Below are 24,040 nucleotides of genomic sequence, written 5' to 3'. Positions count from 1 at the left end.
TAGAGTGTTTAAAAATCGATATATTATTACTATAATATCGGTAGCTTTTTTAATATTTATATGGCATTTATCCGCAGTTTATATAGCTGCGGAAATTATTTTACCCTACCCTATTACGGTTTTAAAATCACTAATATTGGTCCTCTTTTCACAAAACTTTTTAATAAAGCTTTTTTACACCCTACTGCGGGGACTTTTAGGTTTTATTATCTCTTACATATCAGGAATTTTTATAGGTGTTCTTGCTGGTATATTTAAAACCTTTAGAGCCTTAATAAACCCAATAATTAGTGTCATAAGGTCAACACCTGTTATCTCTGTAATACTACTAGCACTTATCTGGTTCGATGTTAATTATGTACCAATATTTGTAGCCTTTCTAATGGCATTTCCAATTGTTTGTGGAAATATAATTGAGGGAATTACTACCGTTGATAAAAATTTATTAGAGATGGCAAATGTATACAATATTCCTTTAAAAAAACAGATATTCAAAATTTACATCCCATCTATAGTACCTTTTATTATTGCAGGAGCCTCACTATCCCTAGGAGTTGTGTGGAAGGTAATTATTGCAGCAGAAGTTCTAAGTCAGCCTAAGTGGGGGGTTGGTACTAGTTTAAATGAAGCAAAATCTTATCTAATTACAGAAGAAGTATTTGCATGGACAATAATAGCAATACTTTTAAGTTCAGGAACAGAGTATCTATTTAACCAACTGATAAAAAGGAGAAAAAAATAGTGATAGATTTAAAGGATGTTAGTTTTAAATATGAAAATCTATCAATATATAACAACTTAAATTTAAACTTTAAAAAGGGAATAGTAACAGTTTTATTAGGTCCTTCTGGTTGTGGAAAAACAACTCTTTTAAATTTGATTTCTGGCGTACTACATCCAACAAGTGGAAATATAAAAATTTCAACTGATTTAGTAATAAGTTATCTCTTTCAAGACCCTAGGCTTCTGCCCTGGATGAGTGTAGAGGAGAATATTAATTTTGTTTTGGATAACCTTCCCCAAGAGATAAAAAAAGAGAGGATAGAGCACTATATAAATGAGTTAGAGTTACAGAGTTTTTCTAACTATCTTCCATCAGAGTTAAGCGGCGGAATGAGACAGAGAGTCTCTTTAGCTAGAGCCTTTGCTTATCCTTCAAATATTCTACTTATGGATGAACCATTTAAAGGGTTAGACCTTGCTTTAAAGGTAAATTTATTCAAAACATTTAATAGAGTTTGCAAAGAGGATAAAAGAAGTGCTATTTTAGTGACCCACGATATTCACGAAGCGATATTATTAGGGGACGAAATAATAGTTTTATCAAACAGACCCGTGAGTATTAGACAAACATTTACAAATTCAACCCCATATAAACAGAGAAACTTGTCAAACCAACAGTTATTATCATTAGAAAAAGAGTTATATAGATTAATTTCGTGAATTTCATAAAAATTATAGATTAAATAGTTGTCCCAATACAAATGTTAAACTATAATTCGGCTACACTTACATAGTAGGTAGATTTTCCCTTTAAACGGAGGAAAGACATGTTAGATAATACGTGTACTAATAACTATTATATCAGTCGACAAGATTCTACAGAATCTAACGCTAGAAGTTACCCAAGAAAATTCCCAGTATCATTAAAAAAAGCAGAAGGATCATGGGTAGAAGACGTAGAAGGTAATAGATACCTTGATGCCCTATGCGGAGCTGGAACTCTTGCTCTTGGACATAATTATCCAGAGATAAACAGTAACATGATATCACTAATAAACTCTGGGATTCCCCTACATACCCTAGATATAACAACCCCTATAAAAGATGAATTTGTAGAAAAGTTAATAAATACTTTGCCAGATGAGCTAAAAGGTAATGTTAAATTACAATTCTGTAGTCCATCAGGAACTGACGCTGTTGATGCAGCGTTAAAACTGTGTAAAACAGCAACTGGTAGAGAGAATATTATAGCATTTGGTGGTGCATACCACGGAATGGGCCACGGAGCACTGTCCTTAACAGGAAATCTAACAGCTAAAAACCATGTACATGGATTAATGCCTGGTGTTCATTTTATGCCATACCCATACTCATACAGGTGTCCATTTGGCCTAGGAGGGGAAGCAGGAATTGATGCGGCATGTCATTTTTTTGAGAAATCTTTAAAAGACCCAGAGAGTGGAATTACTAAACCTGCAGCTGTAATAATAGAGCCTATTCAAGGTGAAGGTGGGGCAATACCTGCTCCTAAAAAATTCCTCCAAACAGTTAGAAGAGTGACTAAAGAGTTAGGAATTCCACTAATTGTTGACGAGATTCAGTGTGGAGTTGGAAGATCAGGAAAGTTTTTTGCATTTGAACACTCTGAAATTGTTCCCGATTTGATCCTAGTATCAAAGGCTATAGGAGGTTCTCAGCCACTATCTGTTGTTATATATAACAAGGATCTAGACATATGGAAGCCAGGTGCTCATGCCGGAACATTTAGAGGAAACCAACTAGCTATGTCTGCAGGAACTGTAGTTATGGACAACGTTAATACTCCAGAATTCCTAGAGGAAGTAACCAAGAAGGGAGAGACAATACAAGAACGATTAAGAGACCTTAAAAAGAATGTATCAATAATTGGTGATATTAGAGGAACAGGCCTGATGATTGGTGTTGAAATTGTAGACCCTCAGGGTCATATAGATAATATTGGGTCAAAACCAGCCTCTGGAGATTTAGCTATATTAATCCAGAAAGAGTGTTTTAAAAAGAAGTTAATAATTGAGAAAGGTGGTAGATATGGGTCTGTAATAAGATTTTTAACCGCTTTAAATATTACAGATAAAGATATTGATCAAATGTTAACAATATTTGAAGACGTGGTGATAAAGGTTGATGAATATGCTACAAAATAATCTATTTTTAACTTCCAATGTTGATGATAAAAATAAATTTATTGATTACGTAAATAGAGCAGCAAATACAATTGCTGACTCTTATACAGATTCACGAGCTTATTCTGGCTTAACACCCCAGGAGCTAAAAGAGCTTATAAAAGAGACTCCTCTATTACCAGAGAGTGGTATTGGTTTTGATAGTGTTTTAGAGAAGGTTAAGAGAATAGTTCTTCCTAACCTTTTAAAAGTAAGTTCCACTGACTATATGGCACACCTACATAGTCCTCCTCTAATGGAGAGTTTGATCTCTGAGCTTATTTTAGCTACAGGAAACCAGTCTATGGACTCCTGGGATCAGGCACCTATAGCAACAGAGATAGAGGTAGATGTAATTAACCAACTGTGTGAAATTTATAACCTACCTAAGGATTCAGATGGAATCTTTACTTCTGGAGGAACTCAATCAAACCTTATGGGTATTACAATGGCTAGAGATTGGTTTTGTAATACAAAATTAGACCATGATGTTAAATTGTTAGGTCTACCACAAGAGTATAATAAGTTTAGACTATATACCTCTGAAGTTTCTCATTTTTCTGTGGAAAAAAGTGCACACCTTTTAGGTTTAGGTTATAACTCTGTAATAAAAGTTCCTGTAACTAATGATCAAAAAATGAACACAGAAATTTTAAGAGATCTTATAATTAAGGATTTAGAATCAGGTTTTCTACCTGTAGCTATTATTGGTACAGTAGGGACAACAGACTACGGAAGTATAGATGATTTAGAAACATTAAGTGAAATTTGCCAAGAGTTTGGTATCTGGTTACACGCTGATGCAGCTTATGGTAGTGGACTAATACTGTCCCAAACTTATAAAGAAAAGATATCACATATTTCCAAATGTGACTCAATAACTGTAGATTTTCATAAGATGTTTTTACTTCCTATTAGTTGTGGTGCCTTCTTCCTAAAGGATAAAACAAACTTCTCCCACTTAACCCTTCATGCAGACTACTTAAACAGAGAAGAGGATGAAGAAGAGGGATATACCAACCTAGTAGGTAAATCGATGCAAACAACTAGAAGATTTGATGCACTAAAGGTATGGATGTTATTCCAATCTCTCGGAAAAAAGAGTTTATCAGATACAATAGATAAAACCCTAAATAATGCTAACTACTTCTACAAAATGGTAGACTCAAACCCTAACTTCCAAGTTGTTACTAAACCAGAAATAAGTTCAGTTGTCTTTAGATATTCTACTAACAAACTATCAGATGATCAGGTAGATACAATCAATAAGAGAATAAGAAGGGAGTTGATACATAGAGATGGAATTGTAATTGGACAAACTATTTTTGATGGTAGAGTATTCCTAAAATTAACACTTTTGAACCCTTTAGTTGAACATAAACATTTAGATAATTTAATTAATGTTATTTTGGAGAAAAGTAACTATAATTAATAGTTATGAGGGACACATTAATAGATTTAGAAGGTCTACTACATAGAACATTAAATGATCCGGAGTTTGCAAAAGAAATTCTAATAGACTTTCTTGATGAGACTCCGGAGATAATTCAATCTATAAAACTATCAATTATAAATATGGATAGTTATGCAATAAAAAAAAATGCCCATACTCTTAAAGGAACATCAGCATCAGCTGGAGCTATAGAGCTTTATCGGATATCACTTTTATTAGAAGAAAACTCTATTAACAAAGAGTCTGTTTTTTTGAAGAATACATTTGACCAATTAAAGTTATGCTGGATAAATACTTTAGATAAAATAAAAAGTTTGGATATAATGAAGTAGATATATGGATATATTAATTGCTGATGATTCTAAAACTTCTAGAAATCTCTTAAAAGGAATTTTAAAAAGGCTTAACTTCAATGTTATTGAGGCAATAAATGGTGAAGAAGCATGGGAGAAACTACAAGTTGATAATCCTCCAAGAATAGCACTTCTAGACTGGATAATGCCAAAAATCTCTGGTATAGATTTAGTAAAAAAAATAAGAAAAAAGAGAAAGAGTCTGGAAACTATACTTATATAATAATGATAACGTCAAATAGGGATAAAGAAAACTCTAATGAGGGCTTTGACGCAGGAGTAGATAATTTTTTAACTAAACCAATTGATCCAGATACATTAAGTATAACACTAAAGGTTGCAACCAGAATAATCGATATCCACCAAAAGCTTGCATATCAGTTAAATTTACAAAAAGAGGAAATAGCAAGGGCAAAAGAGATTCAACAACTCCTATACACCCGGGAAATCCCAAGTATAGATAATGTAAATATACGGGCTTTATATAAACCATCCCAGGAGATGGGGGGAGATTTTTTTAACATAATAAAAACAGTAAGAGGTAATCTTGCTGTAATATTGGTCGACTGTACAGGTCATGGTCTCGAGGCATCTATGTTTGCCACTCTATTAAAATCAATATGCGATAGACATCTCTACCTTTTAGATAATCCTAAATATCTGGCAAATTTTGTACAGATGGTAAATATAGATGCTGCAGGTTATCTAACATCCGATCAATTTCCAGTTATGTTTGTATCTATATACGATCCTGTTTCTATGAAATTCTTCTACAGTAGTGCCAATGGAGAACACCCGTACCTAATAAGAAATAAGGAGGCATATCCCCTACAAAGAGCTATGGGTATGCACTTAGGGTATAATACGGAAAGCCAATATGTTGTTAAGAGTTTTAAAGTTAAACCTAATGATATTATAATCTACTACTCTGATGCTATTATTGAAATAAAAGATGCTATCTGGGATAGATCAAAAGATGAAATTCTAAAAAATGAGTTGGCACAAATGGGTAAAAACCTCACGAAAGACCATGAGAGGTTTATGAACTTTATCTTCGAGAACACACGTAATAACTCTTTAGACGATGACTTAAGCCTAATATACTTTCAGATAAAAGAGAGCAAGGAGTATACAACCTATCTCTATACACGAGATGATTTAGACAGAGAGATTAGTTGTATAAAAAATGACCTTTTTGAGTATGATTACAACTATGATGAGTCAGAAAAAATAGTTTTAGCGGTTAGAGAACTAATTCTAAATGCTATAGAGCATGGTAATACAGGGGACCCATCAAAAAAAGTAACAATAGAACATACAATAAATTGTAGATACGTCGAATTTGTTATTGAAGATGAAGGAAATGGATTTGATGAGAAGCTAGTTCCAGAACCAACAGATAGAGTGAAGCTGCAAAAAATGTACGACAATAACGAAGAGGGGTATAAACATGGAAGAGGTATTTGGTTAACAAGAAGACTTATGAATTCTCTAAAATATGTAAACAATGGTAGAAAGGCTATAACACAAAGGAAAAAAGATAAGGTTTATACATACAATAACTTCAAAACACCTATTGATAATATGTAGCTCAAAGGGTAAATTATGGTCATTAGGAGTTATTATGAAAATCATAACAGATGTTGTAACAGATCTACTTATAGAGGCGGTAGACAAGAGTTTTAATGGGGAAATTGACCACAAGGATATTAGTGTTCAATTTACTAAAGATATAAAATTAGGGCATTTCCAAACTAATATAGCCCTTGTATCCTCAAAAAAACTCCGCAGAAACCCTAGAGAAATTGCAACAAAAATCCTAGAAAACATAGAGACACAGAGTATAATTGAGAAGACAGATATTGCAGGACCTGGGTTTATAAACTTCTTTTTATCGTCAAACATGATAAATAGCTACTTAAGAGATTTTAACCCCAATTCTTGGGATTATGACCTTAATGTGGAAAAGGGTGTAACAGTAATAGACTACTCATCCCCTAATATTGCAAAAAGAATGCATATTGCCCACTTAAGATCTACAATAATTGGTGAATCAATAAAGCGAATGTATAAATTTATGAAAAGAGAAGTCATTGCTGATAACCATTTAGGTGATTGGGGGACTCAATTTGGTAAATTAATAGTAGGTTATAATAACTGGCTAGATAAAAGCGCATACCAAACAGATCCATTAGCAGAACTAGAAAGAATTTACGTAAAATTTGAACAGGAGTCTGCACAGAATGAGGCCCTACTTCCAGAAGCAAGAAAAGAGCTTAAGAAACTACAAGATGGTGATGAAATTAATACAAAACTCTGGAAAGAGTTTGTAGATACATCTATAACTGAGTATAACAAGCTATATAAAAGATTAAATGTATCCTTTGACACATATTGGGGGGAGTCTTACTATGTAGACTCAATGCCTAGTGTAATTAAAGAGTTAGAAGAAAAGAGAATAGCTAAGGAGAGTCAAGGGGCACTTATTGTCGAATTTGATGAGAGCGAACACCTTCACCCTTGCTTAATAAGAAAATCAGATGGGGCTACTCTATATGCAACTTCGGATCTTGCTTGTATAAAAAAGAAAAGAGAATCCTATGATCTTAATAAGTTGATATATGTAACAGATGATAGACAAGCTGATCATTTTAAACAATTTTTCAGAGTATCTGAGATGTTAGGTTGGGATGTAAACAATATACATGTAACTTTTGGATTAATGAAATTCGCAGACAGTCATTTTAGTAGTAGAAAAGGTAATGTTATTCGACTTGAAACCCTATTAGATGAAGCAGAGAGTCGAGCACTAAAAATTGTAGAGGAGAAAAACCCAGAACTTTCCACAGAGGAGAAAAAAGAGATTGCACGGGTTGTAGGAATAGGTGCTGTTAAATACTCTGACCTAAGTCAAAATAGAAGTAGCACCATAGTATTTGATTGGGATAAAAACCTAAGCTTTGAAGGAAATACATCACCTTATCTACAATATGTATATGCTAGAATTCAATCCATATTAAGAAAGACAGAATTCGATACAAATCAAAAAGTGGATAACTTAATATTTGAGTCCGAAATTGAGAATAAGATTATACTACAACTAACAAAGTTTCACAGTGTAATTGATAAGGCTGCAGAGAGTTGCAAGCCAAATGTTATTGCAGATTATGTATATGAGCTAGCTCAGCTATTTAATACATTCTATAATGCAATAAACATTATCAAATCTGAAGAGAGTGAAAAACAATCAAGACTACTCTTGATTCATAAGGTAGCATTAACAATTAAATCTGGACTAGACCTTTTAGGAATAGAAGTTTTAGATCGAATGTAAATAAAAGGGGCTGTTGCAAAAGTCATTATGACTTTCAACAGCCTTTTTTTATACCTCTGTTAAACTTCTTGCAATAGGAATTCTTCTACCATTACCAAAAGCCTTTTTAGAAACTTTTAATACTGGGGGAACCTGGTTCCGCTTAAATTCAACCCTTGCTGTTAAGTTAAGAACAAACTTTACAGTTTCAAAATCATAACCTTCTGTTACTATATCTTCCAAGGATTTATTATGAACAATATATAACTCTAGGATTCCATCTAAAATATCATAGGGAGGAAGAGTGTCCTCATCCTTCTGATCCGGCCGTAACTCTGCACTTGGTGGTTTCTCCAAAATATTTTTAGGTATTATCTCATTAGATCTATTTATATAGTAACATAGTTCAAAAACTTCCGTCTTAAAAAGATCACCAATAACAGAAAGACCTCCAGCCATATCTCCATATAGAGTACAATAACCTGTTGCTAGTTCTGACTTATTACCAGTGGTTAAAACCATCCCACCAAACTTATTTGAGTACGCCATTAACAAGGTTCCCCTAATTCTAGCTTGGATATTCTCCTCTGCAACATTAGGTTCAGTACCACTAAAATATGGACTTAATGTATCTAAAAATGAATCAAACATTGGCTCTATAACTAACTCATCGTAGGTAATACCTAAGTTTTCTGCCAACTGTTTTGCATCAATCCTACTACCCTCGGAGGAGTACCTAGAGGGCATTGCAAAGGTTTTAACATTATCCTTTCCCAGGGCTTTAACAGCAAGTACAGCAACTAGAGCAGAGTCTATCCCTCCAGATGATCCAATAATTACACTTGATAAACCACACTTTCTAACATACTCTTTTATACCTAAGGAGAGTGCACTCTCTATTTCAAAGTACTTTTCGTACTTAGGTTCAGGTATGGTAAGTTTTGAATCTAAATCAACAACCATTAAATCTTCTTCAAAACCCTTAGCTACAGCAATAACTTCTGAATCACTATTTACAACAAAAGAGTTTCCATCAAAAATTAAGTTATCATTTGCACCAATCATATTTGAATATAAAACAGAGCATCTGCCCTTAGAAGATATATCTTTTACAATCTCCATTCGAGTAATTGTCTTACCAGAATAAAATGGAGAAGCTGATGGAACAATTATTAAGTCTGGATTATGGGACAAAATATCATCTACAGGATTTTCAGGGTACTCTTTATCACTAAACTCTCCATGATTCCACCAAATATCTTCACAAATTGCTAAGCCAATTTTTTTACCTCTAAACTCAAAAAAGGTTCTAACTGTACCTGGTTCAAAATATCTCGCCTCATCAAAAACATCATAGGTAGGAAGAAGTGTCTTATCCTGGGAATATATTACTTTATTGTTGTGTATTATAACAGCTCGATTAACTAATCTTTTCCCCTGTAATTTACTATTAAAATCGACATAGCCAACACAAATAGCAATATCAGCAGTTAGATTGTCCTGGAGCCATTTTAATGACTGAATATTTTTATTAACAAAAGAGTCATAGTTAACTAAATCCATTGGGGGATAACCACTTATAGACATCTCTGGAAAAACAATAAGATCAACACCAAGCTTATACGCCTTAATTGACTCTTCTAATATATTAAGGGCATTATTTTTAAAGTCTCCAATTTTTGGATTTATCTGACCTGCCGCTATTTTCATACCAACTCCTTATTGTAAAAATATACTATATCAAATAAAAAAATAATATGATAATCTTAGATTTTAAAAGGAGAAATTAATGAAAACTTCAGTCCAGGTATTGGTAGGTGCCGTCCTAGGAGCTTTAATAGCTGTTTTATTACCTGCCGATAATCTAATACTAACTTTTATAACAGGCCTTTCTACCAACCTACTATTGATAGGAAGATATATCGTTCTTCCCTTAATGTTTTTTTCACTTATTGTATCTGTTACTCAGCTACAAAGGGATAAACTCTTAGTAAAAAACAGCTTTAAACTACTAGCTCTATCAGCTATTTTTGCTCTTTTATTAGTAATAGTAGGTATAACCTCTTCATTACTATTCTCTCCAGGTCAAATTCCTGTTGTTATCGATGGTATACAGAGCGTAAGTGTTCCAAGTTTTCAAGAGTTATTAAATCAATCATTCCCTGGAAATATTTTTTCAATTTTTCAAGGAAATTTTGATGGTGAAAACAACCAATTCATACCATTTTTTGTTCTGGCAATAATATTAGGTGTTTTTTTTACTATAACAACAAGAGAGGAGATCGAGCCAACATTTAACCTTGTAGACTCACTTTCTAGGCTATTTTTTAAAATAAATGAATATTTTTTCAAAATATCATATATCTGGGTAGCAATCCTTACTGCAGCCTATGTGATACAGATAAAAAACATACTTGATATCACTATCTTTTTACCGCTAACAATAATGTTAGGAACTATTACATTTATTGTTTTATTTGTAATATATCCACTAATATTTTACTTTGTATCAGGGAAGAAGAATCCATTTAAATTTATGTTTCTAGAGATACCAACACTTATTTCAACTATTATTACTGGTGATCAATTCTTTAGTAGTGGGGCTGTAATTTTAACTCAAAAGAGAGAGTTTAAAATAAAAAGAGAGTACTCTGGTTACAATATTCCACTTTTAACCCTATTCTCAAAAGCTGGTACAGCGCTAGTTTCAGTAATTACCTTTATAGTAATACTTAAGTCTTATTCCAGTTTAGAAATAACTGCGACACAGATATTATGGGTTGGAGTAATGTCATTTCTTATCTCTTTTTGCTTACCAACAAAAATGGTGGGTAGTAGTATAGCATCCCTATTTTTACTCTGTGCACTATATGGTTACGGTGGTATAGAGGATAGTTTTATTATCTTATCCCCATCATTTCCAATATTAGCCTCTGTTTCAACACTGTTAAACGCAGCGACTATTATAATTATCAATACTATAATGGATCCTGATAAAAGGGTTTAATTAAACTGCCACAGTAATCCTACTGTGGCACCTATTATCCACTGGTTATCCCTAAAAATAAAATCCCGATAGTGGAAATCTAAATAGAGTTTTGTATTGTCACTTAATGGAAGTTTGATTTTAGAAAAGATAGTTGCACTCCAAAATAGATAGCGATACTCAGAATAAAACCATGAAAATGCATTATTAACACCATCTCCAGCATCAGAATCCTCCTTAACAAGCACAGGAAGCCTAAATCCACCACCAACTAGGGCACCTAGGGTAACTTTATCATTTAACTTAAAAGATAGCCCAGGAAGTGTATATAGATCAAATTCAAGAGTGTAAAAGCCTGAGTACATATCGTTGAAAACAGGAAATCCGTTACTTTGGAATTCATAGTTTGCCTCTACGATACCTATGCCACTATGGAGGGTAAAAATACCAATATTTAAATTGTGAATAAATTGAGGTTGTTGTTGTATTGGGGAGGGTGCACTATCAATAACAGGATTATTAAAATAGTCTAAAGACATTGCTCCTCCTATTTCATAAGAGAAGCTTTTACTTAAAATTAAAAATATATAAAGTATTACAAGGAATTTAACTCTCATACCCTTATTATATTAGCTATTACTATTTTAAGCTAATAGTTTCAACCATATAACGAATTATAGTATTTTCTCCATCTAAAATATATTTAGACAAAACGACTACAATATTATCACCTGTAGAGCTGTGCAGGATTCTCTCTATTTTATAATCAATTACACTCTTTCTCTCGTATGCAGGGTTTCCAAGTTTATAGCTTTTAACTTTTCCAGACTTATCTGTTGTTTTTAAGGATATTCCAAAGGAAGAGTACTTGTTACTACCCTGCTCCCTAATCTTCTTATCCATTACAAACTCATACTCTAAACCTGTTACAAAGTCCCGAAATTTTAACTTATCAACATTATTATCATCATTTATTCTTACATATAGTGGTCTTCCCTGTTCTAGAAAATCGATCTTATATGCTTCTACTTTTTTTTGGGCTTCATTTAGTAGTTTTAATAAACCACCAATAGCTGATTCTCCTGGTTCTATAACTGTTTTATACTCTCCAGAGAAAACTCCACCACTTACAAATGAGTTCTTTTTAACATCTACTAACCACATGTTAGAATAAGCTTTTTGATAGTCAGAAACTATTCCATACTCCCCAAACAAGAAGTACTTGCCATCAGGAGAGAATCCAAGATTCATAAAAGTAGATACATCCCCAGCAAACATAAAAGTAGATAAATTTATAATTAATATAATAATAGAAAGTTTTTTCATAATAACTCCTTAACATCAATATCGAACAAAATACAAATTTCATAAAATTATTTTTCATTTTTTTTGACGTTTCTTTCAATATAATGTTTAATTAGCTATGACATTAAAAATAAAAAATCTAATACTTGGTATTTCCACAACAATAAATATATTAATAACTATACTATTAATTTTTATATTTTATCTAAACCCTTTAATAAGAATCCCCAGCCTATATTTACTTCTAACTAACTCTATTGTTTCTGGAATAATAACACTATTTATATATCTATATTTTAAAAAGAGCTTACCATCGGAAATAATCCTATTTGTTATCTTTTTAACTTCATTTTCTCTCCAAGGGATTAGAGTCCTGGACCTAACTATAAACTTTGAAACATACGCTATAATTATACTTTTAGGAAGAATTTCCATATTTCTTAAATATCTTGGTCTACTATCACTCCTAGGAGCATCCCTCTTCTCTTATAGTATAAAGAAACAGAAGGTTGGTAGCTGGGTTTTATTATCCATCTTAACATCCGCAGTTTTAGCAACAATGATTCACTTTAATACAGGAGTTATTGAGAACACCCTTCTACCAATGATTATTTTTAGAACAGAGGAACAAGCAATTACAGTTGCCATAGTTTTAATTACTTTTATAACACTAATAAAAAGTGGTTTTGATTCTAAGAATAGAGATTATTTATACTTAGGAATAGCAACATTTATGCTTTCGACATGCCTAGTTTTAACTTTTATTTCATTAAGTATAATGTTTGGTATTGCAATAGTATTATTACTAATATGTGGAGCAATTATGTTTATGACAAGTATGCATACAATAACTCTTTGGGGTTAAAGTACTACTGCTAATGCTACAACAATAGGTATAAGCAAATTATCTATATCTTTTATAGGTATAAGCTCTGTAATAGCCCCTGCAACTGCAGCAAGAAGTGATTTATTTAATAATCCTGTTACACCGTAAGTTGTTGATAATATCATTGTAAAACATGTAAAAAACCCAACATAGGATTTCCCTTGGGTAAATGGAATTTTTTTATATCCCCACAACTTACCTGTTACACTAGATAGCCCATCTCCAAATGCTAGAGCGTAAATCCCACAGGCTGCTGCAACAGGAGTAAATAGTGAAAGTACTAATAATGACCCAACAGCAAGGGTTACGGGACCTAAAGTTATACCTTTATCCCTTTCTCTAGAGGCAATTTCTGATATTGAGGTTACAAAACCTATAAATTCTTTATTATTAACTCTAAATATTTCGCTAATTAAATAGAAGACTGTTCCAAGTAGTAACAGAGTAATAGTTAAACTTCTGCTAAATAAGGCTAAGGATGGAATAAAGGCTATAGTCATATGTATACCCTTTCTAATTACCTCTTTTTCCATAGGATTATAATTTTGTCTTATTAAATTTCTACTTTCATTCATACTTCTGATAAAGCAATATACGTGCCAACGTTAAAACAGAGGGTCTATTAAGTAAAGATAAGGAGGTTTTGTCCTTAACTGTATACTTTTTCATACAGTTAAATTCATATTTTACTATGATAATACTAATATTTATTTATTTACGAATATGCTACGAGTTCTTTATTTCATTCATTAAAGCGTCAAAGATTGTAAGCATATCATCATTAGTCTTTCTTAATCTCTCTGCAACTGTTTTTAAAATCTCCCTAGTAATATGCAGACCAATTGTTGGATGCTCTTCACAAAAGTCCTCAAAATCCTTTTTAGTAATAACAAGGAATTTACACTTGCTTTTTGTAATAACAGTCGCAGACCTTTCACCTTCACTAACAATAGCAAGCTCTCCAAAAAAAACATTAAATTCAGCTTTTAACTCAACAACAGTATACTCATCACCACTTCTAGTATTTTTCCTAATCTCAACAATACCATCAAACATAATGAACATATCATCCCCGGTATCACCTTCGGAAATAACAATAACATCCTTATCAAACTCCTTAAGAGAACAGATTTCATTTAGTTTCATTAAAGACTCTCTATTATCAGCAAAGGAGCTAAAAAGAGGTATTTGAGATAGTTTTTTTAATCTTTCTTGGTTTTTCTCTTCACTATTATTCATTTCCATTTAACCTCTCTAAAACTATTGCCATAGAGTAATTTTTGATAATGTAATCCTTAGAGGGTGCAAAGTAAGGATTGTTTACACTCATTCCTTTAACATCCTGAAGGTTTTGAACTAACCTTGAAATGTCTGTAGTTTTCTGAGCCTCTCTTAATGCCTCCATTTTCATTATATTCACAGGTACTGCATTTTCAAGAATACCTAGAACAACTAAACCGGTCTTCCCAACATCTTTTAAAAATTCTACATACTCCCTACCAATAAACTTTCCAGGGATCTCCATTGTTTTTAATATAGACTCCGTACCACTTAATAACTCATTTAATATATGGGACATACCCTGGGACATTGTTGCATTGGCAATTATATTTTTAGCCATCTCTCTACTAAGTAAAATTTCATCACATGAAGCTTGTTTTAGATTACCCTCATACTTTTTATCTAACAACTCTGCACAGACATAAGTATCACGAGATATGGATTTTATAGTCATAACTGTCATAATAGTTTTTGAATCGATCTCAGAAAATGATGTATTCATTAGAGTATCAGCTAATACAATTACCTTTCTTGCATCCTTAATATTAGCTCTTAGTAGATGAGTTGGTGCAAAAAAGTCCCCACGGACAAATTTTATATCTTCTAAAAGTTTAGTCTCCCTTAAAAGCTCTATCTGTTCTGGATCAGCATTGTTTAAAAGAATAATGTCGTTGGAACTGATATCTGTAGACTCTTCAATTACATAGGAAAGAATCTCCTTCATCCTTTTAGACCAACCACAAATAACTAGATGATTTTTTAATTTTGGGAAATCCATTAAACCTCTCCTTGCCTTCGAATTTCTATCTACAAAAAGGGATGCAAAAACCCCTGATAAATAACTAACTAAACCTATTCCAAAAAATATTATAACAAATGTAAAAATCCTTCCAGGAAATGATTCAGCAACCTTAAGCCCGTACCCAGTTGAACTTAGAGTTATAATAGCCGCCCATATACCATCAAAAAGTGATGTGAATGCTGGGTTTCCATAGCTATTTTCAAGAAAAAACAGAACAAAACCAAAAATCCAAATAATAACAGTAACCATTAATAGAGGAAATAAAAATGATGATCTTTTAAATATTGAATGAATCTTCTTAATTATATTTTTAGAATCCATTTGTATACTCCATTTTAACAGGTGTCCATAATTTCAAATCCTTAAATGATTCATCAATTTCACCTATTAAAGACTTTTTTGTTAACTCTACAGCTAAATATTTTTTACCTTCAATGTCAAAAGAGTACCCCTCACCTTCACAAGAAACTCCTATAAGGGCATGTTTAACCTTTTCCGATGTAAACAGAATATTTTCAATACCAAACTTATGTAACAGTATCCCAAGAACTAGGGACCTAGAGTCACAATCCCCCATTTTAGTAAGGGAAGCCTCTAAGGGATTTATTAAATCAGAGCGACTTTCTAATGTTCTATCGTATTTATAACCCTGAATCCAAAACATTAAAATCTCAACAATTTCATAATCACTATATTTATTATCGGCAAAATATGGATATAAAGAGTTAAATAATGGGTCAAGTCTAGAATAATTATCCCTAAATATAATCTGATAGTACCTAACCCAAGCATTATAGAAATTTTTAGGATCATGGGAGTAGTTTTCCATAATTATAGCCTCCCTCTCTATTAAGGCTTGGGTCGTTCCAAAGTCATATTCAGAAGCTGAGACGGTAAGAGAGTGTCCAAAAAAATCGATATTATATTTTTTAAATTCCCTACTTGGGGAGTTGTCCACAAAGGAAGATATTGGACCAGGGGATAGTGCTCCTAACTCACCAAAGGAGAAACTGTCTACAACCGACTGTATTTCACTAGTGAACTCTTCATAATTTTGGGATAGGGTAAAGGAGATAAGATAATAATCAAAATCATCCCCATTAATAAAAAGAGCCCATCCCTTGTGGGGAATAGAGTTAATATTTAACTCTATCTCACCAATACCACTCTCATTTCCAAGGTAGTCAAAGGGCACAATACTTCCATAGGCATCATAATCCTTAGTTAGAGATTGAAACATATCCCTAAGAGTTGAGAATTTATCCCCCCTCCATGCACTGGCATATAATGCGATATTATTATCCGAAGATAACCAACTAAGCTCTGATCCATCACTATACGGCTGAATATTCCAACCCTCTAAGGGGTTTATAGAATAATTAAACTCGGGAACACTAACTAATTCACTATAAAGAAACCAGGGAATAAATACATATAGTAGAAGCGTTATCTTTTTTCCCATTGCTTACTTACTATTAGTAACCTTTTTACTGTAAAGTTTAAAAGCTATAAACAGTAAAATACCAGCTATAAACATCATAAATGAGAATATTTGTCCTGTAGTTATATTCAAAAGGGATTTAAACTCATAATTAAAAGAGTGAGGCCCTAATTGTATTGGAAAATCTAGACCATCATCAGGTTGCCTAAAATATTCAACACAGAACCTAAAAAGTCCAAATAGTGTTAGATACATTGATAGCATAAAACCTTTAAAGCTTTTAAATCTTCTTACAACAAACCATAGAATGAACCATAGAAAAATACCTTCAAAAAAAGCTTCATAGAGCTGAGATGGATGTCTTGGTAAATTTACTAGAGTCATAGTTGAAATGTCCATTCCTATATCATTTGCAAAGTCTACAACCCACTTATTTGAAATATGGAACCTATGGGATATAGGAGTAGTATTAAAAACCATTCCCAAAGGGGACTTAGTAATTCGTCCGTATAACTCTCCGTTTATAAAGTTTCCTAGTCTTCCAAAAGTAAATCCCAAAGGTAGAGCAGTACATAAGTAGTCTGCTAAATCTAAAAAGCTCACCTTCTTTATTTTACTAAATATTAGAGCTGCTACTACACCACCAATAACTCCTCCATGATATGACATCCCTTGGAATCCAACAAAAGAGCCATCTCTAAAAGGCCAAAATATAAGCCATGGAGAGTTTCTATAATAATCATCTGTCTCATAAACCAAGGTAGAGAATATTCTAGCCCCTATAATAAGCCCAATCATTATATAGAAGATATAATCCGAGGCTACCTCTTTTTTTATCTCATACTTATCATCTTTTAACTGCTTCATAAATAGAACGTATGTTATACCTAATGCTACCAAATACATTACAGCATACCATCTCATAAAAAAACCAGGAATTATCTCTGGGGTTATCCAACTAGGATAATTTATATATAAAAAAACTGACATTAATTCTCCTTAAGAATAGTTATTTTTTTTCAATTTGACCTGTAAGAGAGTTAAAAGAAACCCTACAAGCTGGACTTTCATCTAAGATTTCCAAAGTCCTTCCGTGGGACTCAAAAACAACCCCAGGGTATAATTTACTTCTAATAATAATTTCAGATTTTGAGTGCTCTTCAAACTTCTCTCTTAATAGAAATAATTTCATATTTTTTTTCTCTAACTTCTTCATTAAAAATACTTTTTGTTTTCTTAAATGTGCTATTTTATCCTGACCAAGATGACCATTAGGTTTATTAAATATTTGATCAATCTTCATTAAGTCTTCTTGAATTTTTTCAACATCACCTTCAAAAACCTTAATTTTATCAGCAATTAGGTAGTCTTGCCCAAAGGATATTTTAGTTTTACTACCCGATGGAGAACCTATTTCATCAACCGATAGACCTTTTTTACAATAGGTCTCACCAGCGACGACCTTTGATCCATTTTTATCAAATAAAACCTTTCCATTACTAATTATTTTTGTATGCAGAGCCGCTTTTCTTATATGAATATCATCTATAGCCATCATACTAGCCTTTTCTATAAACTTTACGTCAATCTTCTCTTTAGCTCTTAATACGGCCTTATCCTCACCCTTAACGCCTTGGGCTATAATAATATTTTTATCTGCGCTAATTAGAGCTCCTTGTACTGTACCCATGATCTTAATATTTCCACCAGAAACAACATATAACGAAGACATAACACTGCCCTTTACTACTATTGAGCATAGGGTTTTTATACTGCCTGTTTTAACTGAAACATCTGTCGATAAGACCTTTTTATCGATTATTGTTATAGAGTTATCGTCAACTTTTAGTTCTCCATTTATATCAGATACAAGGTTAATAGTTTTATCTTCTTGGGGTTCTTCTACAATGTTATCACCAATCTTTAAGTCAAGGGATATAACCCCTGAGGACTTCATCTCTGTCCCTAAAACATCATAACCATTCTCTGATTGATCTTTAGATGGAAATATTTTTGCAACGACTGTTCCCTTTTCAACTTCATAAGAGAATTTAGATCTTCCACTATTATCATAAAACTTTATTCGGCTGCTTTTCTTATCTGTAGGAACCTGCCCTGTGGCAAAAACTACCTCAGAGATGAGATCTCCATTAATAAATTTATTGTATGACTCTTCTATAACTTCTGATTTTATTCCCTTTACAACACCAGCATCCTCTATCTGTTGTTGTATAAACTCAATTGAAGCGTTTTCACCAGAACCTTCAGATTTATAGAATGTGAAACTAGCACTCATAGCATCATTAGAAACAGAGATATCAACAAACATGTCCTTATGTTCACGGACTCTTAAATGTGTCTCACCATCGATCTCTCCTACATCTAGGATACCATCAATCTCAGCAATATATTTATTCTGCTTAACTGAAATATTTTCATAAGTTTTTATTATTGGATCATTTCCAACAAGACCTTTAATAGTATTTCCATAAATATCAATCCCATCATCACCATCTACAGGATCTGTCAAAATAGCAAACTCTAACCCCTTTTTAACCAATAATCCCGAAGAGATATCATCCTTAGTAAAAAGTTTAAATGAGGGGTAAAAAGTCTCAATTTCATTATCAATTCTATCAATTATACCTTCTATTTTATCTACAGATATAAACTCTTTTTGATATTTTAACCTTCGGGCTTCTCCCCTAGTTGCAGTTTTCCCTTCAACAATAACAAACTCTAAACTTAGTTTCTTACTCTTATAAAAATCTAAAATAGTCTTTTTAATTGAGTCTAGATTCATTCCCTTAATCTTACTATCTCGAATCAACTGACCAATTCTTTTTAGAGTTAATTTTTGTCCAGGTCCTGCCCCTTTTTTCAATACAAGGGTCGCTCTTGTTTTAGACGGATTAATATCAATCTTAGCTACTGACTCTCTTTTTTTTGTTAATGAAAATTTTATCTCTTTTTCTTCTATTATAGATTTTTGTAAATAGGCTGATACAATTTTTTCTTCTTTAATCCAACTTAATGGATAATCTATTTCTGCGAACATTTCTAGGATATCATCATAAGTTGGCATAGGAGCAGTATCACTTCCAGGTTTAAATGTTAAAAAATATTCTGAAAAGTCATCACTTGAAGTTAAGTTTAGGGTATGACCCTCAAAAGGGATTAAATCAATCCACCCCTTACCAATTCTAACAAATCCACTCTTTGATGGGGTAACAATACCAGAATCCCTATCAATTTTAAAATGATGACTAATACAGTAATTACTCTTCCCCTCCTTAGGAGAGTCTAAAACTTTACCTGTAACTGTAAATCCTTTTTTGGGCTTATTATCACTATTAATCTTAACTATAGGTTCATCTTTATTTAGATAAAAATGATTAAGAACAACACCCTGTTTCTCTTCAGGGTCTTCACCTATAAACAACTCATCATCAATAGGGAAGACTTCCGGTTTTCCCTGGCTTGCAGAGAGTTTATTAAATACATCTTCAAGACTAGAAGGCATTCCTTTTGATATTACTTTATATTTAGAGAGCGAAACTGATATAGGCTCTTCACCTGTAGCAACTTTAAAGCTCTCTTCTTTCTCACAGTTCTCTAACTTGTCGTAAAATCTAGAAAATTGATATTTTTTGTAGCCTTTAACAACCCCAGCTTCCTTTAGAAGATCTAAAATTACATCATCACTCCATTCAAATAAAACCTGGGAAGGTTTAAAATCTATAAATGCGGACATTTCATCTTCAGAGATTCTTATTGTTATACTACCCTTAATATTCGTTTTCATAATCTATCTAAATGACAAACCCATCCTTTATCGCATTTACTAACTTTGACTTAATAAGGTTATTCTCTTTTTTCAACTGACTAATCTCATACTGCTGAGACTTAACGGTTTCTATTAAATCACTAACCGAAATGTTTTCCGTGTACAACAGGTCATTTAAATACTCCATCCTAGAATCAAAGTCAGTCTCAGCCTCTAATTCTGCCTCTTTAAAAGAACTATCTAAATCTGACGAAAAAAGTAGATCATCATCTAAGTCTTCCTCTTCAATCAACTTATCTGCAATTCTAAAGATAGCCTGACTAAGAACAGATCCTGGTTTATATTTTATAACAGGAAGTCTAGAATTTAAAGCTTTTATTTGAACATCATCCCTATAAATAACTCCAAGATGTTCTAAATCCAAACCTAGGTACTCCCTAGAAGAGTGCCTAAGTTTTGAAGCTTTAGCTGCATCCTTGGGTTCTTCCATCATATTTAATATTAATCTAGGCCTTAAATTATCAATAACATGTTGATATTTTGCACAATTTTCAGAATCAATTTTTTCAAGTTGTTCTATTAGTTTAGGTATATAAATACGCTGTAAAGAGTGTCCATCCTTTTTTAACTGTGAGAGATACTTCCCCCCAGGACTTTTACTAGGAAAACAGTTACTAAGTATCCTAAATGAGATATTCTTTAAAAAAAGATATGCGTTTAAGTTTGCTGTTAATGTAGGACTTGTAACTATTAAACCTCGGCCAGACATTAAAAAGAAGTCCATTATATCTAAAGAAGTACCTGCTCCTAGATCTAATATTAAGTAGTCCGCCTCAACTTTTAATAAATTATTGATAATTTTTTTCTTTTGAGTTGATTTTAAGTTTGCCATTCCTGGAACTTCAGCTTCCCCCGGAATAAACAATAGGTTTTCATAGGAAGTTTCTAAAATAATATCTTGAAAAGTCATCTCGGAATTGGTCATATAAGTTCCAATACCCTTTAAGGACCCCATCTGACCTAATATAACATGTAAGTTAGATCCTCCTAGGTCTAAATCAACTAATACAACTTTTCTGCCTGTTTGAGCCAATGCTATAGAAAGATTTGCAGCAACTAATGATTTACCAACACCACCTTTACCACTTGCAATGGGAATTATATGCATTTAAACCTCCTGCATTTTTGTATATAGTATAATTCATTATATAAAATAAGAAAAGAATACATATTTAATAATAGTAATTGACAAGATCCCTCTCAATTTCAATTATTATATTAAAGGATACAAAACATGTTCAATAAAAAAAAGAATATAATTATTTTAACAATATTGTTTTCATTTATTATGGTGTTTATATATATTACACCTCTGTTTTCAATATCAAATAAAGAGAATGAGAATCAAGCAGATGAAGTTTTAACAGATTCCCAACTTACCTCAAGTGAATATGCGGCGATGTTTCAAAGTGTTTTCCAATATGTATTAGGGAATTATGTGGATGAGGTCTCTCCAGACAAACTTTTTGATGGAGCAATGACAGGGCTGTTTAACAGTCTAGGTGACCCCCATTCGACCTACTTAACAAAGTCCCAACTATTAGACTTAACAGATACTACAGAGGGTGAGTTTGGTGGTTTAGGAATTCACATACAGAAACAAGTTGTAGGACTTGAGAGTGATACAAAGAGTAAGGAGTTACCCTATGTTAAAATTATCTCTCCTATTCAGGGTACTCCAGCATATAAGATGGGAATTAAGTCTGGGGATTATATAACAGCCATCGAAGGAGAATCCACAATAGATCTAACATCTGATGATGTTTTAGATAGATTAAGGGGAAAACCTGGAACAGAGGTGACAATATCTATACTAAGAAACCGAGTTGTAAATTTTGATGTAACTATAAAAAGAGCGATTATTGAAATTCCAACGGTAAAAAGTGGTTTAATAGAGGATTTAGGATATGTAAAAATCTCTCAATTCTCCCACCATACTGCAACGCAGATAAAAGATGTTTTTATGGATTTTAATAAAAAAAATATATCAGGCTTAATTATTGATGTAAGGAATAATCCTGGAGGTCTTCTTAACTCTGTTGTTGATATAGCAGACTATATTTTTGATGATGGTTTAATTGTCTCTACAAAATCAAGAATTACAGAGGAAAACAGTCAGTTTTTAGCTTCAAAAGGTACCATAATTGATAAAAACCTTCCAATAGCAATTTTAATCAATAACGGTTCAGCTTCAGCTTCCGAGATTCTAACAGGAGTCATAAAAGATAGAGATAGAGGTATAGTTATTGGTAATAAATCGTTTGGTAAAGGTTCTGTTCAGCAGATGAGATATTTTGCCGATGGAGGGTTTAAGTTAACTGTAGCAAGATTCTACTCTCCTAATGGTGTAACGATAGATAAACTGGGAATTGAACCAGATATACAAGTTGATGAGAAGAGTATTTCTGACTTAACAGATGACGAAACCATATCCTACATTGAACTATTAAATGAAAGAATCATTGGGAACTACTTATTTGAAAATAGTGAGATTAGTGAGGAGATGATAGTTAAATTAGTTGAAGATATAGTAAGTAAGGGATATAAACTACCAAAGGATTTCCTAGTTAATGAGATAAGAAGTAGAGCTCAAAGGTTAATGGATAATCCACCGGTGTATGATATCCAAAACGATGAGGTTTTAATTAAGGCTGTAGAGGAATTAAATAAAATATGAAACAGTTAATACTTCCTAAAGATTATTCTGGTGAGGAAATTTACACCCTACCAAAAGAGGACAGCCACTACCTTCTACATGTTCAAAGGAAGGAGATAGGTTACTCTCTAAATCTTCTAGATATAGATAATAATAGATACCAGGGAAAACTAGTCAAAATAGAGGATAATCGCTGTATTTTAAAGCTTTCAAAAATATTAAATGACACAGGTGATAATAGGAAAATTATTTTATTTCAATCTATACCTAAAGGTAAGAAAATAGACTTAATGATTAGACAAGCAGTGGAGACTGGGGTATCTATAGTTGTTCCAATTATGGCAGATCATAGTATTCCAACTTTTAAAGAGGCTGGAGATAGAAAAAAGAAGAAGGAACGATGGAATAAAATCGTAAAAGAGGCTTCACAACAGAGTGGAACTAACAATATTACAATTCTTGATGACTTAAAAACCCTAAAAGAGGCTTTAGATGGACTAAGTATGCCACACACAGGATTATACTTTCATCAAGTTCCTTTAAAAAACAGAGCACTTCATCAGTTATTACACAGTAGTGAAAAAACAATAGTTCTTGTTATTGGTCCCGAGGGAGGTTTGTCCAAAAGAGAAGTGGATCTATTAGACTCCTATAATTTTTCACCTGTATTATTAGGAAAAAATATATTAAGAGCAGAAACAGCAACAACATTCTCCCTAGGAGCTGTTCAAATGATACTAAATGAGCAAGATGAGTGGACATTAAAATAATTAGTTATTGCTGATAATAGGAA

22 protein-coding genes are annotated in these 24,040 nt (G+C 32.6%); 12 read left to right on the top strand and 10 right to left on the bottom strand.

Going from position 1 to position 24,040, the window contains the following annotated elements; genetic code table 11:
• Positions 1-4: 4 nt before the first annotated feature.
• The 8 genes from EW093_RS09135 to argS all read left to right on the top strand — a co-directional run bounded on the left by EW093_RS09135 (position 5) and on the right by argS (position 8,064).
• Entirely contained in the window at positions 5-742 is a 738-nt protein-coding gene (locus EW093_RS09135; RefSeq protein WP_187759656.1) for an ABC transporter permease, read from the top strand.
• Positions 742-1,443, top strand: coding sequence for an ABC transporter ATP-binding protein (locus EW093_RS09130; RefSeq protein WP_187759655.1), 702 nt, complete (start codon positions 742-744; stop codon positions 1,441-1,443). The genes EW093_RS09135 and EW093_RS09130 overlap by 1 nt, the downstream gene beginning before the upstream one ends.
• A gap of 107 nt (positions 1,444-1,550) precedes the next feature.
• On the top strand, positions 1,551-2,906 hold the full coding sequence (locus tag EW093_RS09125) for a diaminobutyrate--2-oxoglutarate transaminase (protein WP_149568099.1): 1,356 nt from the start codon (positions 1,551-1,553) through the stop codon (positions 2,904-2,906).
• On the top strand, positions 2,887-4,356 hold the full coding sequence (locus tag EW093_RS09120; RefSeq protein ID WP_246745019.1) for a pyridoxal phosphate-dependent decarboxylase family protein: 1,470 nt from the start codon (positions 2,887-2,889) through the stop codon (positions 4,354-4,356). The genes EW093_RS09125 and EW093_RS09120 overlap by 20 nt, the downstream gene beginning before the upstream one ends.
• Positions 4,357-4,361: 5 nt before the next feature.
• Complete coding sequence (locus tag EW093_RS09115; protein WP_149568097.1) at positions 4,362-4,709, top strand: Hpt domain-containing protein; 348 nt, start codon at positions 4,362-4,364, stop codon at positions 4,707-4,709.
• A 4-nt stretch (positions 4,710-4,713) separates the two neighbouring features.
• Entirely contained in the window at positions 4,714-4,953 is a 240-nt protein-coding gene (locus EW093_RS09110) for a response regulator (protein ID WP_149568096.1), read from the top strand.
• Positions 4,954-4,955: 2 nt separating this feature from the next.
• Positions 4,956-6,320: an ATP-binding SpoIIE family protein phosphatase gene (locus tag EW093_RS09105; RefSeq protein WP_149568095.1), complete on the top strand. Its 1,365-nt coding sequence runs from the start codon at positions 4,956-4,958 to the stop codon at positions 6,318-6,320.
• A gap of 34 nt (positions 6,321-6,354) precedes the next feature.
• A complete protein-coding gene (gene argS, locus EW093_RS09100) occupies positions 6,355-8,064 on the top strand; it encodes an arginine--tRNA ligase (protein WP_149568094.1) in 1,710 nt (569 codons plus the stop codon).
• Positions 8,065-8,112: 48 nt separating this feature from the next.
• On the opposite strand, the gene EW093_RS09095 is transcribed toward argS, so the two are convergent.
• The gene (locus tag EW093_RS09095; protein ID WP_149568093.1) at positions 8,113-9,753 is read right to left on the bottom strand and encodes an NAD+ synthase; all 1,641 of its coding nucleotides are present in this window, start codon (positions 9,751-9,753) and stop codon (positions 8,113-8,115) included.
• 79 nt (positions 9,754-9,832) lie between these two features.
• On the opposite strand from EW093_RS09095, the gene EW093_RS09090 reads away from it, so the two are divergent.
• Positions 9,833-11,050, top strand: coding sequence for a dicarboxylate/amino acid:cation symporter (locus EW093_RS09090; RefSeq protein ID WP_149568092.1), 1,218 nt, complete (start codon positions 9,833-9,835; stop codon positions 11,048-11,050).
• Here EW093_RS09090 and EW093_RS09085 read toward each other — a convergent pair.
• Together EW093_RS09085 and EW093_RS09080 are read right to left on the bottom strand one after the other, a co-directional pair.
• Positions 11,047-11,646, bottom strand: a complete 600-nt coding sequence (locus EW093_RS09085) for a hypothetical protein (protein WP_149568091.1) — start codon at positions 11,644-11,646, stop codon at positions 11,047-11,049. The two genes, EW093_RS09090 and EW093_RS09085, sit on opposite strands and share 4 nt — an antisense overlap.
• A gap of 22 nt (positions 11,647-11,668) precedes the next feature.
• Complete coding sequence (locus EW093_RS09080) at positions 11,669-12,355, bottom strand: DUF2259 domain-containing protein (protein ID WP_149568090.1); 687 nt, start codon at positions 12,353-12,355, stop codon at positions 11,669-11,671.
• Between the two features lie 97 nt (positions 12,356-12,452).
• On the opposite strand from EW093_RS09080, the gene EW093_RS09075 reads away from it, so the two are divergent.
• On the top strand, positions 12,453-13,199 hold the full coding sequence (locus EW093_RS09075) for a hypothetical protein (RefSeq protein ID WP_149568089.1): 747 nt from the start codon (positions 12,453-12,455) through the stop codon (positions 13,197-13,199).
• Here the strand turns inward: EW093_RS09075 and EW093_RS09070 are convergent.
• From EW093_RS09070 to EW093_RS09040, 7 genes are all read right to left on the bottom strand, one after another.
• Entirely contained in the window at positions 13,196-13,795 is a 600-nt protein-coding gene (locus EW093_RS09070; RefSeq protein WP_149568088.1) for a diacylglycerol/polyprenol kinase family protein, read from the bottom strand. The two genes, EW093_RS09075 and EW093_RS09070, sit on opposite strands and share 4 nt — an antisense overlap.
• 151 nt (positions 13,796-13,946) lie before the next feature.
• Positions 13,947-14,465, bottom strand: coding sequence for a cyclic nucleotide-binding domain-containing protein (locus EW093_RS09065; protein WP_149568087.1), 519 nt, complete (start codon positions 14,463-14,465; stop codon positions 13,947-13,949).
• On the bottom strand, positions 14,452-15,624 hold the full coding sequence (locus tag EW093_RS09060) for a TrkA-related ion transporter (RefSeq protein WP_149568086.1): 1,173 nt from the start codon (positions 15,622-15,624) through the stop codon (positions 14,452-14,454). Before EW093_RS09060 ends, EW093_RS09065 begins: the two co-directional genes overlap by 14 nt.
• Positions 15,614-16,765: a hypothetical protein gene (locus tag EW093_RS09055; protein ID WP_149568085.1), complete on the bottom strand. Its 1,152-nt coding sequence runs from the start codon at positions 16,763-16,765 to the stop codon at positions 15,614-15,616. The genes EW093_RS09060 and EW093_RS09055 overlap by 11 nt, the downstream gene beginning before the upstream one ends.
• A gap of 3 nt (positions 16,766-16,768) precedes the next feature.
• Positions 16,769-17,734, bottom strand: coding sequence for a prolipoprotein diacylglyceryl transferase (gene lgt / locus EW093_RS09050; RefSeq protein WP_149568084.1), 966 nt, complete (start codon positions 17,732-17,734; stop codon positions 16,769-16,771).
• Between the two features lie 19 nt (positions 17,735-17,753).
• Positions 17,754-20,549: a FapA family protein gene (locus EW093_RS09045; RefSeq protein WP_149568083.1), complete on the bottom strand. Its 2,796-nt coding sequence runs from the start codon at positions 20,547-20,549 to the stop codon at positions 17,754-17,756.
• A gap of 7 nt (positions 20,550-20,556) precedes the next feature.
• Positions 20,557-21,699, bottom strand: coding sequence for a P-loop NTPase (locus EW093_RS09040; RefSeq protein WP_149568082.1), 1,143 nt, complete (start codon positions 21,697-21,699; stop codon positions 20,557-20,559).
• Positions 21,700-21,825: 126 nt separating this feature from the next.
• Here EW093_RS09040 and EW093_RS09035 point away from each other — a divergent pair, with 126 nt between their 5' ends.
• Both EW093_RS09035 and EW093_RS09030 read left to right on the top strand, forming a co-directional pair.
• A complete protein-coding gene (locus tag EW093_RS09035) occupies positions 21,826-23,268 on the top strand; it encodes a S41 family peptidase (protein ID WP_149568081.1) in 1,443 nt (480 codons plus the stop codon).
• Complete coding sequence (locus EW093_RS09030; RefSeq protein ID WP_149568080.1) at positions 23,265-24,017, top strand: RsmE family RNA methyltransferase; 753 nt, start codon at positions 23,265-23,267, stop codon at positions 24,015-24,017. The genes EW093_RS09035 and EW093_RS09030 overlap by 4 nt, the downstream gene beginning before the upstream one ends.
• The last annotated feature ends 23 nt before the right edge of the window (positions 24,018-24,040 follow it).

It is taken from the genome of Thiospirochaeta perfilievii (assembly GCF_008329945.1).
Lineage (GTDB): Bacteria > Spirochaetota > Spirochaetia > DSM-2461 > DSM-2461 > Thiospirochaeta > Thiospirochaeta perfilievii.
This window is presented reverse-complemented; position numbering and strand designations above follow the sequence as displayed.

Excerpts from the sequence above, each read along its gene's own strand:
- EW093_RS09125 (WP_149568099.1), top strand. The coding sequence starts at position 1,551 with ATGTTAGATAATACGTGTACTAATAACTATTATATCAGTCGACAAGAT.
- EW093_RS09120 (WP_246745019.1), top strand. The coding sequence starts at position 2,887 with ATGAATATGCTACAAAATAATCTATTTTTAACTTCCAATGTTGATGAT.
- EW093_RS09115 (WP_149568097.1), top strand. The coding sequence starts at position 4,362 with ATGAGGGACACATTAATAGATTTAGAAGGTCTACTACATAGAACATTA.
- EW093_RS09110 (WP_149568096.1), top strand. The coding sequence starts at position 4,714 with ATGGATATATTAATTGCTGATGATTCTAAAACTTCTAGAAATCTCTTA.
- EW093_RS09105 (WP_149568095.1), top strand. The coding sequence starts at position 4,956 with ATGATAACGTCAAATAGGGATAAAGAAAACTCTAATGAGGGCTTTGAC.
- argS (WP_149568094.1), top strand. The coding sequence starts at position 6,355 with ATGAAAATCATAACAGATGTTGTAACAGATCTACTTATAGAGGCGGTA.
- EW093_RS09095 (WP_149568093.1), bottom strand. The coding sequence starts at position 9,753 with ATGAAAATAGCGGCAGGTCAGATAAATCCAAAAATTGGAGACTTTAAA.
- EW093_RS09090 (WP_149568092.1), top strand. The coding sequence starts at position 9,833 with ATGAAAACTTCAGTCCAGGTATTGGTAGGTGCCGTCCTAGGAGCTTTA.
- EW093_RS09085 (WP_149568091.1), bottom strand. The coding sequence starts at position 11,646 with ATGAGAGTTAAATTCCTTGTAATACTTTATATATTTTTAATTTTAAGT.
- EW093_RS09080 (WP_149568090.1), bottom strand. The coding sequence starts at position 12,355 with ATGAAAAAACTTTCTATTATTATATTAATTATAAATTTATCTACTTTT.
- EW093_RS09075 (WP_149568089.1), top strand. The coding sequence starts at position 12,453 with ATGACATTAAAAATAAAAAATCTAATACTTGGTATTTCCACAACAATA.
- EW093_RS09070 (WP_149568088.1), bottom strand. The coding sequence starts at position 13,795 with ATGAATGAAAGTAGAAATTTAATAAGACAAAATTATAATCCTATGGAA.
- EW093_RS09065 (WP_149568087.1), bottom strand. The coding sequence starts at position 14,465 with ATGGAAATGAATAATAGTGAAGAGAAAAACCAAGAAAGATTAAAAAAA.
- EW093_RS09060 (WP_149568086.1), bottom strand. The coding sequence starts at position 15,624 with ATGGATTCTAAAAATATAATTAAGAAGATTCATTCAATATTTAAAAGA.
- EW093_RS09055 (WP_149568085.1), bottom strand. The coding sequence starts at position 16,765 with ATGGGAAAAAAGATAACGCTTCTACTATATGTATTTATTCCCTGGTTT.
- lgt (WP_149568084.1), bottom strand. The coding sequence starts at position 17,734 with ATGTCAGTTTTTTTATATATAAATTATCCTAGTTGGATAACCCCAGAG.
- EW093_RS09045 (WP_149568083.1), bottom strand. The coding sequence starts at position 20,549 with ATGAAAACGAATATTAAGGGTAGTATAACAATAAGAATCTCTGAAGAT.
- EW093_RS09040 (WP_149568082.1), bottom strand. The coding sequence starts at position 21,699 with ATGCATATAATTCCCATTGCAAGTGGTAAAGGTGGTGTTGGTAAATCA.
- EW093_RS09035 (WP_149568081.1), top strand. The coding sequence starts at position 21,826 with ATGTTCAATAAAAAAAAGAATATAATTATTTTAACAATATTGTTTTCA.
- EW093_RS09030 (WP_149568080.1), top strand. The coding sequence starts at position 23,265 with ATGAAACAGTTAATACTTCCTAAAGATTATTCTGGTGAGGAAATTTAC.